The organism is Pseudomonas panipatensis, assembly GCF_900099785.1.
Classification (GTDB): domain Bacteria; phylum Pseudomonadota; class Gammaproteobacteria; order Pseudomonadales; family Pseudomonadaceae; genus Pseudomonas; species Pseudomonas panipatensis.
This window is the reverse complement of record NZ_FNDS01000019.1, coordinates 21,207-35,622: the sequence shown is the minus strand read 5'-3', so window position 1 is coordinate 35,622 and position 14,416 is coordinate 21,207. Positions and strand designations below refer to the sequence as shown.

The following is a 14,416-nucleotide window of genomic DNA, read 5'->3' as shown; positions in this document are numbered from 1 at the left end:
GCTGAATCAGAGAGCAAGCTCTCTTCATCCGCTCGACTTGCATGTGTTAGGCCTGCCGCCAGCGTTCAATCTGAGCCATGATCAAACTCTTCAGTTCAATACTGATCGGGTTTTGAGAAAACCCTAAACCTGGCTCAGCAATCGCAAAAAACTCTCGAATTCACGAGTGTTACTTGTGATGCTGATAATCTTGCGATCACCAGTCTTAACTCACAAGCACCCACACGAATTGCTTGATTCAACTTGTTAAAGAGCAGTTGGTTAAGGCTTTCGTCTCAACCGAGGCCGCGCATTCTACAGCAACCTCTCGTTCCGTCAAGCGCTATTTTCGAAAATTTTCTTTTCTACTCAACCGCTTGCGCCTCCGAGAATTCAACCTTCTCATCAGCGGGAGGCGCATTCTACAGCGATCAAAATCACTGTCAAGCACCTCGATGACCGCCTTCAGCGTGCCGTAGCAACCAACCGAAGAAAGCAAGCGAACCCGCTCGCCAGATCACCACTCTCAACTTAGAAAACTGTAAGTGCTTGATTTTCAAGCTTTTTCATCGCCTTCTCGCTGAGAGTGGTGCGCATTATAGGGACTCAAAATCCCCCGTCAACGCATTTCTGAAGTATTTCTCAAAAAGCTGTCCGACTGATCAGTTCACAACGATGGAAGAGCCGCCAGCTCGGCCCTCCCGAGCCAGCAGGTAGCAGCCGACCAGGAAGCCGACCAGGCAAAGCGCCGCCACATAGTAAGCCGGCCCCATCGGGTCCTCTTTCATAAGAAGGGCCACCACCATGGGTGTCAGGCCACCGAAGATGGCGTAAGAAAGGTTGTAGGAAAAGGACAACCCGCTGAAGCGGATCGCTGCCGGGAAGGCATTGACCATCACGTAGGGAACCGCGCCAACCAGGCCGACACACAGGCCAGTGAGCGCATAAAGCGGAAAGAGCCAGTCCGGATGGCCCTTCAGGCTGCTGTAGAACATCCAAGACACGACACCCAGCAGCAGGCTGCCAATGGTGAAGACACGGCCCGCACCCAGGCGGTCGATCAGACGGCCAGCGAGAATGCAGCCGCCGGTGAGGAAGACGATGGCCAGGCTGTTGGCCTTTAGCGAAGTGGCTGGGTTGACGCCATAAGCGCTCTGCAGCACCGACGGCGTCATGAGGATGACCACGACAATCGCCGCGGACAGCAGCCAGGTCAGCAGCATGGAAATGACAACAGCCGGGCGATGCTCACGCACCACCACCCCCAGCGGCACCTGGTCGGCCAGTTGCTTGCGCAACTGCAGCTCGGCGAACACTGGCGTCTCATGCAGCCAACGGCGCAGGTATACCGAGAACAAACCGAAGACGCCCCCCAGCAGGAAAGGAATACGCCACGCGTAGCCCTGCAGCTCTTCCGCGCTGAACAGGCTGTTGATCAGGGTGGCGACCAGCGAGCCGATAAGAATGCCCGCGGTCAGCCCGGAGGTAAGGGTGCCGCAGGCATAACCGACATGCCGCTGCGGCACGTGCTCGGCAACGAATACCCAAGCACCGGGGACTTCCCCGCCAATGGCGGCGCCCTGGATCACCCGCAACAGCAACAATGCCAGCGGCGCCCAGATGCCGATCTGCGCATAGGTGGGCAGCAGACCCATGACCAGGGTCGGCAAGGCCATCATGAAGATGCTCAGGGTGAACATCTTCTTGCGCCCCAGCAGGTCGCCGAAGTGAGCCATGACGATGCCGCCAAGTGGCCGCGCCAGATAGCCAGCGGCGAACAGACCGAAGGTCTGCAACTGGCGTAGCCAATCCGGCATGTCGGCCGGGAAGAACAGCTTGCCGACCACGGTGGCAAAGAACACAAAGATGATGAAGTCGTAGAATTCCAGCGCACCACCCAGGGCGGACAGGGACAGGGTCTTGTAGTCGCTGCGGGTGAGCGGCCGGGCGACTGGAGCGTTCGCGGATGACATGACAGGCGTTCTCGACAGGCTGGCAGAGTGCGGCGAACCACCGCGGGTGCCGCACCATAGCAAATTGCGCCAATCCGACACAGATAGCGCCATCCGCGGTCGTCGCGCTCCGCCTGCCTCTATATAATGCGCAGGCCGGCCCGGCCGAGCCGATCAGAAAGCTGCCCCAAGGTCTTGCGCCGACAGGAATCTTGGGAGAGTTTTTCCTTAACCGCATTCAGCAACGAGACTGTCGGGGCAAGAGGCCCTTACCTATGATCGAGCTCGAACAAGAAGACCCCATCCCCCAGGGTGACCTGGCCTTGCAGATCACTGCGCTGCCGCGCGAGACCAATGGCTTTGGCGATATCTTCGGCGGCTGGCTGGTCGCGCAGATGGACCTCGCCGGCACCGCCATGGCCAGTCGCATCGCTGGTGGCCGGGTCGCCACCGTGGCCATCGACCGCATGGCCTTCCTGGTGCCGGTCGCCGTGGGCGCGCAACTGTCCTTCTATACCCAGACGCTGGAGGTCGGGCGCAGCTCGATTCGCATGCTGGTCGAGGTATGGAGCGACGATCCGCTGTCCAGCGAGTGGCGCAAGGTGACCGAAGCGGTCTTCGTATTCGTCGCCATCGACGGCAGCGGACGGACTCGCCCGGTACCGCCGCGCCGCGGATAAGCCCTATATAGAGGAAGGGGCCTGAACAGGCGCCGCCTCGACAGCCGCATGTTCAGCCCCGCGCCGATCGGCGCGAGCTGCACAGTGCCGGCGACCTGCATCGGCCGCCCGCTTCTTCTACGATCCTGATCAGCCCCGAACCGGCTTGCCGCGCACTGGCGCGCCATTGGCCTTGTAGTAGTCGGCGGTGCTGCGTGGCAGCGGCTGACGCCCACGGATACGGTCGGCGATCTTCTCAGCGATCATGATGGTGGTGGCGTTGAGGTTGCCGGTGATGATCAGCGGCATGATGGACGCATCCACCACCCGCAATCCCTGCATCCCATGGACGCGCCCCTGGCCATCGACCACGGCCATATCGTCCTCGCCCATCTTGCACGAGCAGGATGGGTGGAACGCGGTTTCCGCATGTTCGCGAACGAAGGCGTCCAGCTCCGCATCGCTCTTCCTATCCAGGCCCGGGCTCAGCTCGCGACCGCGATAGGGGTCCAGCGCCGGCTGCGACATGATCTCGCGGGTGATGCGGATGCCGTCGCGGAACTCCTGCCAGTCCTGCTCGGTGGACATGTAATTGAAGAGGATGCTCGGGTACTTGCGTGGATCCCGCGAGGTCACGTGGATACGCCCTCGGCTGGGAGAACGCATGGAGCCGACGTGGGCCTGGAAGCCATGCTCCTTCACGGCGTTGCTGCCGTTGTAGTTAATCGCCACCGGCAGGAAGTGGTACTGGATGTTCGGCCACTCGAATTCCGGGCGCGTCCGAATGAAGCCGCCAGCTTCGAATTGGTTGCTCGCCCCCAGGCCGGTACCGAGAAACATCCATTCCGCGCCGATCTGCGGCTGGTTCCACCATTGCAGCGCCGGATACAGCGAGACCGGCTGCTTGCAGGCGTACTGCAGGTACATTTCCAGGTGGTCCTGAAGGTTGGCGCCAACCCCCGGCAGATCGTGCACCACCGGGATGCCAAGATCGCGCAGCAGTGGCGCCGGGCCGACGCCGGAGCGTTGCAGCAATTGCGGCGAAGCGATGGCGCCGGAGCAGACCAGTACCTCCCGCCGCGCGCGGGCTTCCTGCAAGGCGTTGTCGTTGCCGAGCAGGTAGCTCGCGCCAATGGCGCGCTTGCCATCGAAGAGGATGCGATCGGTCAGGGCGTGGGTGACGATGGTCAGGTTGCTGCGCTCGCGGGCCTGATCGAGATAGCCACGCGCGGTGCTCGAACGGCGGCCCTGCGGGGTCACGGTCCGGTCCATCGGACCGAAGCCTTCCTGCTGGTAGCCGTTGAGGTCTTCGGTGCGTGGGAAGCCAGCCTGCACGCCGGCCTCGACCATGGCATGGAACAGCGGGTTGTTGCCGGCCTTGGGCGTGGTCACGCTCACCGGGCCGTCGCCGCCATGGTAGTCATTGGGACCGATGTCACGGGTCTCGGCCTTGCGGAAGTACGGCAGGCAGTCGAGATAGGTCCAGTCTTCCAGACCCTTCGCCTTGGCCCAGCCATCGAAGTCCATGGCGTTGCCACGGATGTAGCACATGCCGTTGATCAGCGAGGAACCGCCCAGACCCTTACCGCGCCCGCACTCCATGCGGCGGTTGTTCATGTACGGCTCGGGATCGGTAAGGTAGGCCCAGTTGTAACGACGCCCCTGCAGCGGGTAAGCCAGGGCCGCAGGCATCTGCGTGCGAAAGTCCGCGCGGTAATCCGGGCCACCGGCTTCGAGCAACAGCACGCTGACGTCCGGGTCTTCGGTCAGGCGGGTGGCGAGGACGTTACCGGCCGAACCGGCACCGATGATGATGTAGTCGTATTCCTGGGACATTCAGGCCTTCCTCTTTTTCTGGGCATGACACCGCCCGCGACGCAGGCGCGCCGGTGTCTGGAAGTCGGGATGGCCGGTCTGTCTGGCGACCGGCCGTTCAAGGCTCGATCGCGGTGGTCAGAACACCGAAGCGTAGTCGCCCAGCTCTACCTGCACGGATTTGATGCGAGTGTAATGAGCCAGGGTGGTCAGGCCGTTCTCACGACCGACGCCGGATTGCTTGTAGCCGCCAACCGGCATTTCCGCAGGCGATTCGCCCCAGGTGTTGATCCAGCAAATGCCGGCTTCGAGGCGATGGATCACGCGGTGCGCGCGCGCAAGGTCCTGGGTGACGATGCCGGCGGCCAAGCCGTACTCGGTATCGTTGGCACGGCGGATGGCCTCTTCCTCGTCGTCGTAGACCAGGATGCTCATCACCGGGCCGAAGATTTCCTCACGGACGATGGTCATGTCGTCGCGGCAATCGGTGAACACGGTCGGCGCGACGTAGGCGCCCTTGCCGAACTCGCCCTGGGTCAGCCGCTCGCCGCCGCAGAGCAAACGGGCCTTCTGCTCCTTGCCCGCCTCGATGTAGCCGAGCACGCTTTCCATGTGCGGGAAGCTGACCAGCGGACCGAAGTTGGTGTTCTCGTCCTGCGGGTCGCCGACGCGGATGCGCTTGACCCGCTCCAGCACCTTCTCCTCGAAGCGCGCCTGCAACGCGCGCGGGATGAATACGCGGGTGCCGTTGGTGCACACCTGGCCGGAGCTGAAGAAGTTGGCCATGACCGCGATGTCGGCGGCCCGATCGAGGTTGGCATCGGGGAAGATGATCAGCGGCGACTTGCCGCCCAGCTCCATGGTCACTTCCTTCAGCGACGAGCTGGAGGCGCTGGCCATGACTTTCTTCCCGGTGGAGGTGCCGCCGGTGAAGGAGATCTTCTCGATCAGCGGGTGTTCGGTCAGCCACTGGCCGACTTCACGGCCGCTGCCGGTGAGCACGTTGAACACGCCATCGGGCAGCCCGGCTTCGGTGTAGATCTCGGCGAGCTTGAGCACGCTCAGCGGGGTGACTTCGCTGGGCTTGAAGATCATCGCATTGCCGGCAGCCAGCGCCGGGGCGGATTTCCACAGGGCGATCTGGATCGGGTAGTTCCAGGCGCCGATGCCGGCGACCACGCCCAGCGGTTCGCGGCGGGTGTAGACGAAGCTGGTCTGGCGCAGCGGGATCTGCTCGCCCTCGATGGCCGGGACCAGGCCGGCGTAGTACTCGAGCACGTCGGCACCGGTGACGATATCGACGTTGCGCGTCTCGGCCAGCGGCTTGCCGGTATCCAGGGTTTCCAGTTCGGCCAGTTCGTCGTTGCGCTGACGGAGGATTTCCACGGCGCGGCGAAGGACCCGCGAGCGCTGCATGGCGGTCATCGCCGCCCAGACTTTCTGCCCTTCCACGGCGCTGGCCACGGCGCGCTCGACGTCATCCTTGGAGGCGCGCTGGACCTGGGCGAGGACTTCACCGTTGGCCGGATTGATCGTCTCGAAGGTGGCGCCGCTGGTGGCCTCCACATAACGGCCGCCAATGTAGAGCTTCTGTACGTCGAATCGAGCCATGGGGTTGCTGTCCTCTTTTATGTTTTCAGCACGTAAGGCCGCGCCCGGCTAATCGGTGCGCTTGGCCAGTTGTTGGTCGAGATAGTCGTAGGCGATCGCCAGGGCCTGCTCGGTATCGAAGGCATCGCCGGAAAGCGCGCCACGCAACCAGAGGCCATCGATCAGCGCCGCCAGGCCACGGGCCGCGCTACGCGCCAGCTTCAGCGGCAGTTCACGGCGGAACTGGCAACACAGGTTGGAGTACAGACGGTGGTCGTTGATCCGCTGCAGGCGGCTCAGCGCGGGCTGGTGCATGCTGCTCGCCCAGAACGCCAGCCAGGTCTTCATCGCCGGGCCGTTGACCTGGCTGTTGTCGAAGTTGCCGGCGACGATCGCCCGCAGGTGCGCGCGCGGGTCATCGGTGCGCAGGGCCGCGCGGCGCTGGCGCACGGCGTTGCTCAACGCCGACATCAGGTGGCGCATGGTCGCCTCCAGGAGCCCGTTCTTGTCCTGGAAGTAGTGGCTGATGATGCCATTGGAGACCCCCGCCAGGCGGGCGATCAGGGCGATGCTGGCGTCGCTCATGCCAACTTGGTCCACCGCCTCCAGAGTGGCGTGGATCAGTTGCGAACGGCGAATCGGCTGCATACCGACCTTGGGCATTTCGTTTCTCTCCTCATGCAGGACGGACAGAGGCCGTCCCGCCGCAATGTGGGCAGTCTATTTTGTTTTTATTGAACGTTCAATCAACTAAGAATAAGCTGCGCTTCGTGAACCTTCAGAGCCTTTGCGTGCAAGCAGGCCCGAACCGTTCATCACCGCGCCGCCTCCAGCGGCCAAGGATCGCAGAATCCCGGCTGGAAGTGGCGCGGCGGCAATGCTGTGTCTATGGTTCGCGGCTCGTCGCCGTGCCTCGTGCACCGGTCACCGGCCGCCATGCGTTCACTGCCATGGGGTCTTCCTCGACATGCGTTCTGCTTCGCCAAGAAAAACAAACGAGCAGGTCCGCCTGAGTCCGATCGCGCTCTTCGGCGCCAGCGCCCCGATCCTGATTCTGAGCGCCGCCATCGGCCTGCTCTTCGCCGGCAACGTCACCGCCATGCGGGCGGTGGTGGCGCTCGCCGGGCCGCCCTCCTCGGCCGTGCTAATCCTGCTCATCTTCGGCCTCTACAAGGCCATGCGCACCGACTACGAAGCCCTGCCCGGCAGCGTTCGAGCGAGCCTGACAGCGGCGCACTGATTCTCCCCGGCGGCGCCCAGCCCGGCGCCGCCCGCCTGCCCCTCGCAGGCACTTTTGCCCGGCCCTCGCGCCGGGCTTTCTTTTTTCTGCGCGGCCGCGCGTGGCGGGCTAGGGTAACTGCCAAGCAATCGCGGAGAATGCCATGCAGCCGCTCGCCCCGAACCGCACCCGCCATGCCTGACGCGCGCCATTGGCGCCTGCTGCGCCTGGACGACAACGGCAATCGCTTCGTCATGCGCCGGGGTCTGAGCCAGGACGAGGCCGAAGCCCTGGCCCGCGATTACCAGGCGCGCGGGCACAAGCAGACCTATTGGGCAGAGCCGGAGGAGCCAGGCGATAAGCGATCCGATCCGCCGCTCGGGTAGGCGGGGGCAATGCCTCGCCCGGGGGACCGGCGAATCCTACGATGCGCCCAGATTCCACGCCTTGCGCAACGCCTTCAGCGCCTCGGCGATGCGTGCTTCGGGCACCGCGGCGAAGCCCAGCACCAGGCCGGCACGCTGATCCACTGCCGCGCTGGATTCGGGCAGCCAGTAGTCGCTCAAGGCGTTGATCTCCACCCCGACCTGCCTGGCCTGGGCGATCAATTCCTGCTCACGTTGCCGGCTCTCCACGCGCACGCAAAGGTGCAGGCCAGCCTCCACCAGCGGCAGCGGCGCGCAACCCGGCACTGTCGGCCAGCCGCGCAACAGCGCATCGCGGCGGCTACGCGCGGCGCGACGCATGCGCCGCACATGGCGCTGGAAATGCCCATCGGCGATGAAATCGGCCATCACCCGCTGGGTGCCGACCTCGGAATGCCGCACATCGAGGGCGCGGCGGCGGGCAAAGGCCTCGGCCAGCGCCGGCGGCACCACCAAATAACCCAGGCGCAGCGCCGGGAAGGCGATCTTGCAGAAGGTCCCGACATAGAGCACGCGGCCCTGGCGATCCAGCGCCGCCAGCGGCATCAGCGGCGTGCCGCTGTAGCGGTATTCGCCATCGTAGTCGTCCTCGACTATCCAGCCGCCGCAGCGCTCGGCCCATTCCAGCAAGGCCAGGCGCCGGGGCAGCGACAGGGTCACGCCGGTCGGGTACTGGTGCGACGGGGTCACATAGGCCAGCCGGCAGGCCGGAAGCGCCTGCAACTGCTCGGTGCAGAAGCCGTCGGCATCCACCGCCACGCCATGCAACTGCGCGCCGGCGGTGGCGAAGGCGTGGCCGGCAGCGCGGTAGCCGGGATTCTCGATGGCCACGCTGTCGCCCGCCGTGAGCAACACCTGGGCGCAGAGCGCGATGGCCTGTTGCGCGCCACTGGTGACGATGATCTGCGCGGCGTCGCAATGCAGGCCGCGCGCGCTGCGCAGGTAGGCGGCGATCAGCTCGCGCAGGCGCCATTCGCCAGCCGCGTCGCCATAGCCCAGGCAGTCCGCCGGCGGGTTGCGCCAGAAGCGCGCCTGCAAACGGGCCCAGGTATCGAAGGGAAACAGGTCGAACGCCGGCACGCCCACGCGAAAGGCACGCGGCGCGCCCACCGGCGGCGGTGCCAGGTGATGCCGCTGCAGACGCGCCAGCGCCGCACTCTCCGGCACCTGGCCGTCTTCCGCGACGGGCTTTACCGGCGGCTGCACGCGCTCGGCGACGTAGGTGCCATCGCCGGTGCGGCCCTCGATATAGCCTTCGGCATAAAGCTGCTCGTAGGCGCGCACCACGGTATTGCGCGACACGCCCAGCGCCGCCGCCAGATCGCGGCTGGCCGGCAGGCGCGAGCGAGCGCCCAGGCGACCGTCGAGGATGCGCTCGCGCAGCGCCTGGTAGAGCTGCGCGGCGAGTCCACGGGCCGGGTCCAGGCGGATGCCCGAGGGATCGAAAGGCAAGGCGGGGCGCATACGGGACCTCGACAAATTGGCTCCATGAAGTTGAGCACGAATGGATCTTTAGTGGAACCAATCCAGCATCTAGGCTGCAGGCATTCTTCCGCGAAAAGGCCACCCCATGACCACTTCCCTTGAAATCCGCGCCGTCAGCGCCGACGACCATGCCGCCTGGCTGCCGCTCTGGCAGGGTTACCAACGCTTCTACAAGACCCGCATCGACGAAGCCACCAGCGCCCTCACCTGGCAGCGCTTCCTCGACCCGACCGAACCCATGCACGCCGCCCTCGCCTGGCGCGACGGCCAGGCCATCGGCCTGGTCCACTTCATCTTCCACCGCTCCTGCTGGACCCAGGGCGACTATGTCTACCTGCAGGACCTCTACGTCGCCGAAGGCCTGCGTGGCGGCGGCGTCGGCCGCCAGTTGATCGAACACGTCTACGCCCGGGCACGGGCGGCGGGCGCCTCGCGGGTGCACTGGCTGACCCACGAGAGCAATACCGACGCCATGCAGCTCTACGAGCGGATCGCCGACCGTTCCGGCTTCATCCAGTACCGCAAGATCCTCTGACCCGGAGTCCACCCATGACCGCGCTACCACCCGCCCTGCACTGGCACCCCGTGGCCGCTCCGCTGCACGAAAAGCGCTGCGGCCGCTATGTCGATCTGGAGCCGCTGGACCCGACGCGCCACGGCGACGACCTCTGGCTCGCCCTGCAAGGACCGGAGGCCGACCCGCTGCTGTGGGACTACCTGCCCTACGGCCCCTTCGCCGAGCGCGCGCCCTTCGACGCCTGGCTGGCGGCCAACGCGGCCAGCGCCGACCCACAGTTCTACGCGGTCCGCGAGCACCGCAGCGGACGCATCAGCGGACTGCTGAGCTTCCTGCGCATCACCCCCAAGGATGGTGTCATCGAGATCGGCCACATCGCCTTCGGCCGCGTCATGCAGCGCAGCCCCGGGTCCACCGAGGCGGTCTACCTGCTGGCCAAGCATGCCTTCGAGCTGGGCTACCGTCGCCTGGAGTGGAAGTGCCACTCGCTCAACGCCCGCTCCATGCGCGCCGCCGAGCGCCTGGGCTTCGTCCACGAAGGCACCTTCCGCCAGCACATGGTGATCAAGGACCGCAACCGCGACAGCGCCTGGTTCTCCATCCTCGACCACGAATGGCCGGCGCGGCAGCTGGCCTTCGAGCATTGGCTGGCGCCGGCCAACTTTGACGCCGAGGGCCGCCAGAAGCAGTCCCTGGAGGCTCTGCGCGGGGCCTGAGCGGTGCGCCGCGGGGCTGGCGTTATCCACATCGGGGAACTGCCCGGCAGCGAGGGGATGGGGGATACTGACGCTTTCCCCTTGCTGTTCCGGAGACCGACATGAGCGGCGACACCCCCAGCTACCGCGTTGAACAGGTGCAGATCGACGAGCTGCCCTGCTGGCGCATCCACACCGCCCACGGCGAGGCGCTGATCGCCCAGCAAGGCGCGCAGCTGCTCAGCTACCAAACCCATGAACAGCCGCCGCTGGTCTGGCTCAGCGAACAGGCCGAGTACAAGCACGGCCAGTCCCTGCGTGGCGGCGTGCCGGTATGCTGGCCCTGGTTCGGCGACCTCACGCGCAACCCGCTGCCGGTGCGCGGCATGCACAGCGGCGACAGCGCGCCCGCCCACGGCCTGGTGCGTGGCCTCGACTGGCGCCTGGACGACATCGTCGAAGAACAGGGCGCACTCTGCGTGCGCTTCGCCCTGGACGCCCGGCATGGGCTGCCGGGTTGGCCGCACCAGGCCGAACTGAGCCTGAGCATGCGCTTCGGCGAACGCCTGGGCCTGGAGCTGACCACCCGCAATCTCGGCGCCGAGCCCCTGGCGATCAGCCAGGCGCTGCACACCTACTTCGCCGTCAGCGACAGCCGCGAAATCGCCATCGACGGCCTGCAGGGCTGCCGCTACATCGAGACGCTGGAGAACTGGGAGGAGCGCCGCCAGGACGGCCTGCTGCGCATCCAGGGCGAGACCGATCGCATCTACCTGGACGTCGAGCGCCCGCTGGCGATCCGCGACCCGCAGTGGCGCCGCCGCCTGTGCATCGCCGCCAGCCAGTCGCGCTCGGCGGTGGTGTGGAACCCCTGGGTAGAGAAAGCCAAACGCCTCTCGCAGTTCGCCGAGGATGCCTGGCAGCGCATGCTATGCATCGAGACGGCGCGGGTCTGGGACGACCTGCAGCGCATCGCCCCGGGCGCCAGCGCGTGCATGGGCGTGGAAATCTGGAGTGAGCCGCTGGAGGGCTGAGGCCCGCCCCGAGGCAAGCCGCATCCCAGGATCCGGCCCCGCTGCGCCAGCGCTGGCCGTTAGAGATCGCTGTCCTGCACCGCGCGTACCTTGGCGTCATCCATGGCATAAGCGGCATCGGCCATGTCGTTGCTGACCGTCTCCACCTTCAGCGTACCGGTCACCCACAGCGGGTTGTAGATATCGCCGATCTTCAGCCCCTTGGGATAACGCACCAGGACGATCTGGTTCGGCGGCGGCGGCGGTACGTGAATGCAGGCGCCCGGATAAGGCACCAGGAAGAACTCGGTGACGCGGCCCTTGGCATCGTTCGCCAGCGGCACCGGGTAGCCGCCCAGGCGGATCTGCTTGCCGGCCAGTTCGGCCACTGTCTTGGTCGAATACATCACCGGCGGCAGCTTCTTGTCGTTCTGCTTGAGGCCGCCTTTCTTGGTGAAGGTGCCGGCGGCTTCCGGGGTGTTGTGAACGATGTCCGGCATCTCCTCCAGGGCCTTGCGGTCGCTGGGCGGCATCAGTTGCAACCAGTCGGTTTCCGGCGGTTCGGCCTGGCCGGCATGGGCCAGGGTGGTGAGCAGCGCCAGGCTGCAGGCAAGCAATGTACGACGCATGGATCACTCTCGGGAGCCGGACGGAGGCTCCCTCAGCACGGGGAAAACAGGAAGCTTCCGCCGCCCCGGCGACAGCCGGAGCGGGGAATCGGCGCCAATTCTTGTGGATCGGCCGGCAAATGACCAGCGCGACGAACGCGTCAGCTCTTGCGCACGAAATTGAGAATGACCAGCAACAGCACCGCGCCAACCACGGCACCGATGAAACCGGCGGTCTGCCCCGCGTGGTAGATGCCCACCGCCTGGCCCCCGTAGGTGGCCAGCAGCGAACCGCCGATGCCCAGCAGAATGGTCATGACCCAGCCCATGTTGTCATCGCCGGGTTTGAGGAAGCGTGCAACCAGGCCAACGATCAGGCCGATGACGATGGTTCCGATTAAGCCCATGGCAGTCTCTCCTTCGTGTGAGCACGCCGCGGGGGCGGCGCGCCTGTCCTCAGACAGTGTAGGAAAGCCTGCCGTTCCACTCGGCCACCTGCCATAAGGGAAGGTGGCCGGGGCTGTCAGCACTTGCCGATAAGTGCCTCGACCTCAGCGATACGCGCCTTCAGGGTCGGCAGATCGGCACTGCGCAGGGTGGCATGGCCGACCTTGCGCCCGGCCTTGAAGGCCTTGCCGTAGTGATGCAGGTGGCAGTCGGCGATGGCCAGCACTTCGGCCACCGGCGGCACTTCGCCGATGAAGTTGAGCATGGCGCTCTCGCCGACCTTGGCGGTGGAGCCCAGCGGCAGGCCAGCCACGGCCCGCAGGTGGTTCTCGAACTGGCTGCACTCGGCGCCTTCGATGGTCCAGTGCCCGGAGTTGTGCACGCGCGGAGCGATTTCGTTGGCCTTCAGGCCGCCGTCGACCTCGAAGAACTCGAAAGCCAGCACGCCGACGTAGTCCAGCTTGTCCAGCACGCGACCGACATAGTCCTCGGCCAGGGCCTGAAGCGGGTGCCCGGAGCTGGCGATGGACAGGCGCAGGATGCCGTTGTCGTGGGTGTTGTGCACCAGCGGGTAGAAGCGCGTCTCGCCGTCGCGGGCACGCACCGCCACCAGCGAGACTTCGCCAGTGAAGGGCACGAAGCCTTCGAGGATGCAGGGCACGCTGCCCAGCTCGGCGAAGGCGCCAGCGACGTCGGAAGCCGCTCGCAGCACCTTCTGGCCCTTGCCGTCATAGCCCAGGGTGCGGGTCTTGAGCACGGCCGGCAGGCCGATGCTGGCGGCGGCGGCGTCGAGATCGGCTTGCGACTGGATATCGGCGAAGGCCGGGGTGGGAATGCCCAGGTCCTTGAACATCGACTTCTCGAACCAGCGGTCGCGGGCGATGCGCAGGGCTTCGGCGCTCGGATAGACCGGTACGAACTGCGAGAGGAAGGCCACGGTCTCGGCCGGCACGCTCTCGAACTCGAAGGTCACCAGATCGACTTCCTCGGCCAACTGGCGCAGATGGTCCTGGTCAGCGTAGTCGGCACGGATGTGCTCGCCCAGGGCCTGCGCGCAGGCATCCGGCGCCGGATCGAGGAAGGCGAAGTTCATGCCCAGCGGAGTGCCCGCCAGGGACAGCATGCGGCCCAGCTGGCCGCCACCGATGACACCGATTTTCATAGTTCGAGCCTGTGGTTCCTATACCTGTCCAGCGGTCTCGCGGGCCAGGCCGGCATTCGTCGCCGCCTGGCCGCTACGCGGCAGACCGTCGTTACACTTCACGCGGATCGGGATTGTCCAGCACCGACGCGGTCTGTTCGGCGCGGAAGCGCTTCAGCGCTTCGTGGTACTGCGGGTACTTGCCGCCGAGGATGCTCGCCGACAGCAGCGCCGCGTTGGTCGCGCCGGCCTTGCCGATGGCCAGGGTGGCGACCGGTACGCCGCCGGGCATCTGCACGATGGACAGCAGCGAATCGACGCCGGAGAGCATGGACGACTGCACCGGCACGCCAAGCACCGGCAGGTGGGTCTTGGCCGCGCACATGCCCGGCAGGTGGGCGGCGCCGCCGGCACCCGCGATGATCACCTCGATGCCACGGCCTTCGGCCTCTTCGGCGTACTGGAACAGCAGGTCCGGGGTGCGGTGGGCGGAGACCACCTTCACTTCGTAGGGGATGCCCAGCTTGTCCAGCATGTCAGCGGTGTGACTGAGGGTGCTCCAATCGGATTTGGAACCCATGATCACGCCAACCAGTGCGCTCATCGTCGTGCCTCTTGGTGGTGCGCCGCGTGGCGCGTCAAAAACCAACAAGCCACGCGTTCTCGGGGCGTGGCTTGTTCATGGACGAACCGACGAGCGGGGCCGGTTCGGAGGCGGCGCAGTATATCGCAATGCCGCGCCGCGCGGGCAGCCCACCGGGGCGCCGTTGGGCAGGCAGCGCGGCGGTCCGGCGGGGGCCCTCGGCGGCATGACGTAGGCAACTTCCCACAAGACATGACTCGCCTTGCCTTGCTTCAGCTCAATATGGCC

General features: G+C 65.7%; 15 protein-coding genes and 1 rRNA gene. 6 read left to right on the top strand and 10 right to left on the bottom strand.

Going from position 1 to position 14,416, the window contains the following annotated elements; all coding sequences use genetic code 11:
* Together BLQ74_RS26325 and BLQ74_RS26320 are read right to left on the bottom strand one after the other, a co-directional pair.
* Positions 1-97, bottom strand: a 16S ribosomal RNA gene (locus BLQ74_RS26325); the annotation flags it as partial.
* A 544-nt stretch (positions 98-641) separates the two neighbouring features.
* Positions 642-1,952 (bottom strand): MFS transporter, encoded by a 1,311-nt coding sequence (locus tag BLQ74_RS26320; RefSeq protein ID WP_090268399.1) that lies wholly within the window; start codon positions 1,950-1,952, stop codon positions 642-644.
* A gap of 254 nt (positions 1,953-2,206) precedes the next feature.
* Here BLQ74_RS26320 and BLQ74_RS26315 point away from each other — a divergent pair, with 254 nt between their 5' ends.
* Positions 2,207-2,611: an acyl-CoA thioesterase gene (locus BLQ74_RS26315; protein WP_090268397.1), complete on the top strand. Its 405-nt coding sequence runs from the start codon at positions 2,207-2,209 to the stop codon at positions 2,609-2,611.
* Positions 2,612-2,740: 129 nt separating this feature from the next.
* On the opposite strand, the gene betA is transcribed toward BLQ74_RS26315, so the two are convergent.
* The 3 genes from betA to betI form a co-directional block, all read right to left on the bottom strand.
* Entirely contained in the window at positions 2,741-4,426 is a 1,686-nt protein-coding gene (betA, locus tag BLQ74_RS26310) for a choline dehydrogenase (protein WP_090268395.1), read from the bottom strand.
* Between the two features lie 117 nt (positions 4,427-4,543).
* Positions 4,544-6,016: a betaine-aldehyde dehydrogenase gene (betB, locus tag BLQ74_RS26305; protein ID WP_090268392.1), complete on the bottom strand. Its 1,473-nt coding sequence runs from the start codon at positions 6,014-6,016 to the stop codon at positions 4,544-4,546.
* Between the two features lie 48 nt (positions 6,017-6,064).
* A complete protein-coding gene (gene betI / locus BLQ74_RS26300) occupies positions 6,065-6,658 on the bottom strand; it encodes a transcriptional regulator BetI (protein ID WP_090268390.1) in 594 nt (197 codons plus the stop codon).
* 304 nt (positions 6,659-6,962) lie between these two features.
* On the opposite strand from betI, the gene BLQ74_RS28300 reads away from it, so the two are divergent.
* Both BLQ74_RS28300 and BLQ74_RS26290 read left to right on the top strand, forming a co-directional pair.
* Entirely contained in the window at positions 6,963-7,235 is a 273-nt protein-coding gene (locus BLQ74_RS28300; protein WP_090268388.1) for a hypothetical protein, read from the top strand.
* Between the two features lie 173 nt (positions 7,236-7,408).
* Entirely contained in the window at positions 7,409-7,600 is a 192-nt protein-coding gene (locus tag BLQ74_RS26290) for a hypothetical protein (RefSeq protein WP_090268386.1), read from the top strand.
* A 36-nt stretch (positions 7,601-7,636) separates the two neighbouring features.
* On the opposite strand, the gene pdxR is transcribed toward BLQ74_RS26290, so the two are convergent.
* The gene (pdxR, locus tag BLQ74_RS26285) at positions 7,637-9,103 is read right to left on the bottom strand and encodes a MocR-like pyridoxine biosynthesis transcription factor PdxR (RefSeq protein WP_090268384.1); all 1,467 of its coding nucleotides are present in this window, start codon (positions 9,101-9,103) and stop codon (positions 7,637-7,639) included.
* A gap of 106 nt (positions 9,104-9,209) precedes the next feature.
* On the opposite strand from pdxR, the gene BLQ74_RS26280 reads away from it, so the two are divergent.
* From BLQ74_RS26280 to BLQ74_RS26270, 3 genes are all read left to right on the top strand, one after another.
* On the top strand, positions 9,210-9,659 hold the full coding sequence (locus BLQ74_RS26280) for a GNAT family N-acetyltransferase (RefSeq protein WP_090268382.1): 450 nt from the start codon (positions 9,210-9,212) through the stop codon (positions 9,657-9,659).
* 14 nt (positions 9,660-9,673) lie between these two features.
* Positions 9,674-10,357 (top strand): GNAT family N-acetyltransferase, encoded by a 684-nt coding sequence (locus tag BLQ74_RS26275; protein ID WP_090268381.1) that lies wholly within the window; start codon positions 9,674-9,676, stop codon positions 10,355-10,357.
* Between the two features lie 101 nt (positions 10,358-10,458).
* Positions 10,459-11,370, top strand: a complete 912-nt coding sequence (locus BLQ74_RS26270) for a D-hexose-6-phosphate mutarotase (protein ID WP_090268379.1) — start codon at positions 10,459-10,461, stop codon at positions 11,368-11,370.
* Positions 11,371-11,429: 59 nt separating this feature from the next.
* Here BLQ74_RS26270 and BLQ74_RS26265 read toward each other — a convergent pair whose 3' ends face one another.
* The 4 genes from BLQ74_RS26265 to purE all read right to left on the bottom strand — a co-directional run bounded on the left by BLQ74_RS26265 (position 11,430) and on the right by purE (position 14,149).
* Entirely contained in the window at positions 11,430-11,978 is a 549-nt protein-coding gene (locus BLQ74_RS26265; protein ID WP_090268377.1) for a DUF3299 domain-containing protein, read from the bottom strand.
* Between the two features lie 140 nt (positions 11,979-12,118).
* Positions 12,119-12,364 (bottom strand): GlsB/YeaQ/YmgE family stress response membrane protein, encoded by a 246-nt coding sequence (locus tag BLQ74_RS26260; protein ID WP_090268375.1) that lies wholly within the window; start codon positions 12,362-12,364, stop codon positions 12,119-12,121.
* A gap of 116 nt (positions 12,365-12,480) precedes the next feature.
* A complete protein-coding gene (locus BLQ74_RS26255) occupies positions 12,481-13,566 on the bottom strand; it encodes a 5-(carboxyamino)imidazole ribonucleotide synthase (protein ID WP_090268374.1) in 1,086 nt (361 codons plus the stop codon).
* A gap of 91 nt (positions 13,567-13,657) precedes the next feature.
* Positions 13,658-14,149, bottom strand: a complete 492-nt coding sequence (gene purE, locus BLQ74_RS26250) for a 5-(carboxyamino)imidazole ribonucleotide mutase (protein ID WP_090268371.1) — start codon at positions 14,147-14,149, stop codon at positions 13,658-13,660.
* Positions 14,150-14,416 lie beyond the last annotated feature (267 nt).

Bases quoted from the DNA above. Each gene is read 5' to 3' on its own strand.
- BLQ74_RS26320 (WP_090268399.1), bottom strand. From the start codon at position 1,952: ATGTCATCCGCGAACGCTCCAGTCGCCCGGCCGCTCACCCGCAGCGAC.
- BLQ74_RS26315 (WP_090268397.1), top strand. From the start codon at position 2,207: ATGATCGAGCTCGAACAAGAAGACCCCATCCCCCAGGGTGACCTGGCC.
- betA (WP_090268395.1), bottom strand. From the start codon at position 4,426: ATGTCCCAGGAATACGACTACATCATCATCGGTGCCGGTTCGGCCGGT.
- betB (WP_090268392.1), bottom strand. From the start codon at position 6,016: ATGGCTCGATTCGACGTACAGAAGCTCTACATTGGCGGCCGTTATGTG.
- betI (WP_090268390.1), bottom strand. From the start codon at position 6,658: ATGCCCAAGGTCGGTATGCAGCCGATTCGCCGTTCGCAACTGATCCAC.
- BLQ74_RS28300 (WP_090268388.1), top strand. From the start codon at position 6,963: ATGCGTTCTGCTTCGCCAAGAAAAACAAACGAGCAGGTCCGCCTGAGT.
- BLQ74_RS26290 (WP_090268386.1), top strand. From the start codon at position 7,409: ATGCCTGACGCGCGCCATTGGCGCCTGCTGCGCCTGGACGACAACGGC.
- pdxR (WP_090268384.1), bottom strand. From the start codon at position 9,103: ATGCGCCCCGCCTTGCCTTTCGATCCCTCGGGCATCCGCCTGGACCCG.
- BLQ74_RS26280 (WP_090268382.1), top strand. From the start codon at position 9,210: ATGACCACTTCCCTTGAAATCCGCGCCGTCAGCGCCGACGACCATGCC.
- BLQ74_RS26275 (WP_090268381.1), top strand. From the start codon at position 9,674: ATGACCGCGCTACCACCCGCCCTGCACTGGCACCCCGTGGCCGCTCCG.
- BLQ74_RS26270 (WP_090268379.1), top strand. From the start codon at position 10,459: ATGAGCGGCGACACCCCCAGCTACCGCGTTGAACAGGTGCAGATCGAC.
- BLQ74_RS26265 (WP_090268377.1), bottom strand. From the start codon at position 11,978: ATGCGTCGTACATTGCTTGCCTGCAGCCTGGCGCTGCTCACCACCCTG.
- BLQ74_RS26260 (WP_090268375.1), bottom strand. From the start codon at position 12,364: ATGGGCTTAATCGGAACCATCGTCATCGGCCTGATCGTTGGCCTGGTT.
- BLQ74_RS26255 (WP_090268374.1), bottom strand. From the start codon at position 13,566: ATGAAAATCGGTGTCATCGGTGGCGGCCAGCTGGGCCGCATGCTGTCC.
- purE (WP_090268371.1), bottom strand. From the start codon at position 14,149: ATGAGCGCACTGGTTGGCGTGATCATGGGTTCCAAATCCGATTGGAGC.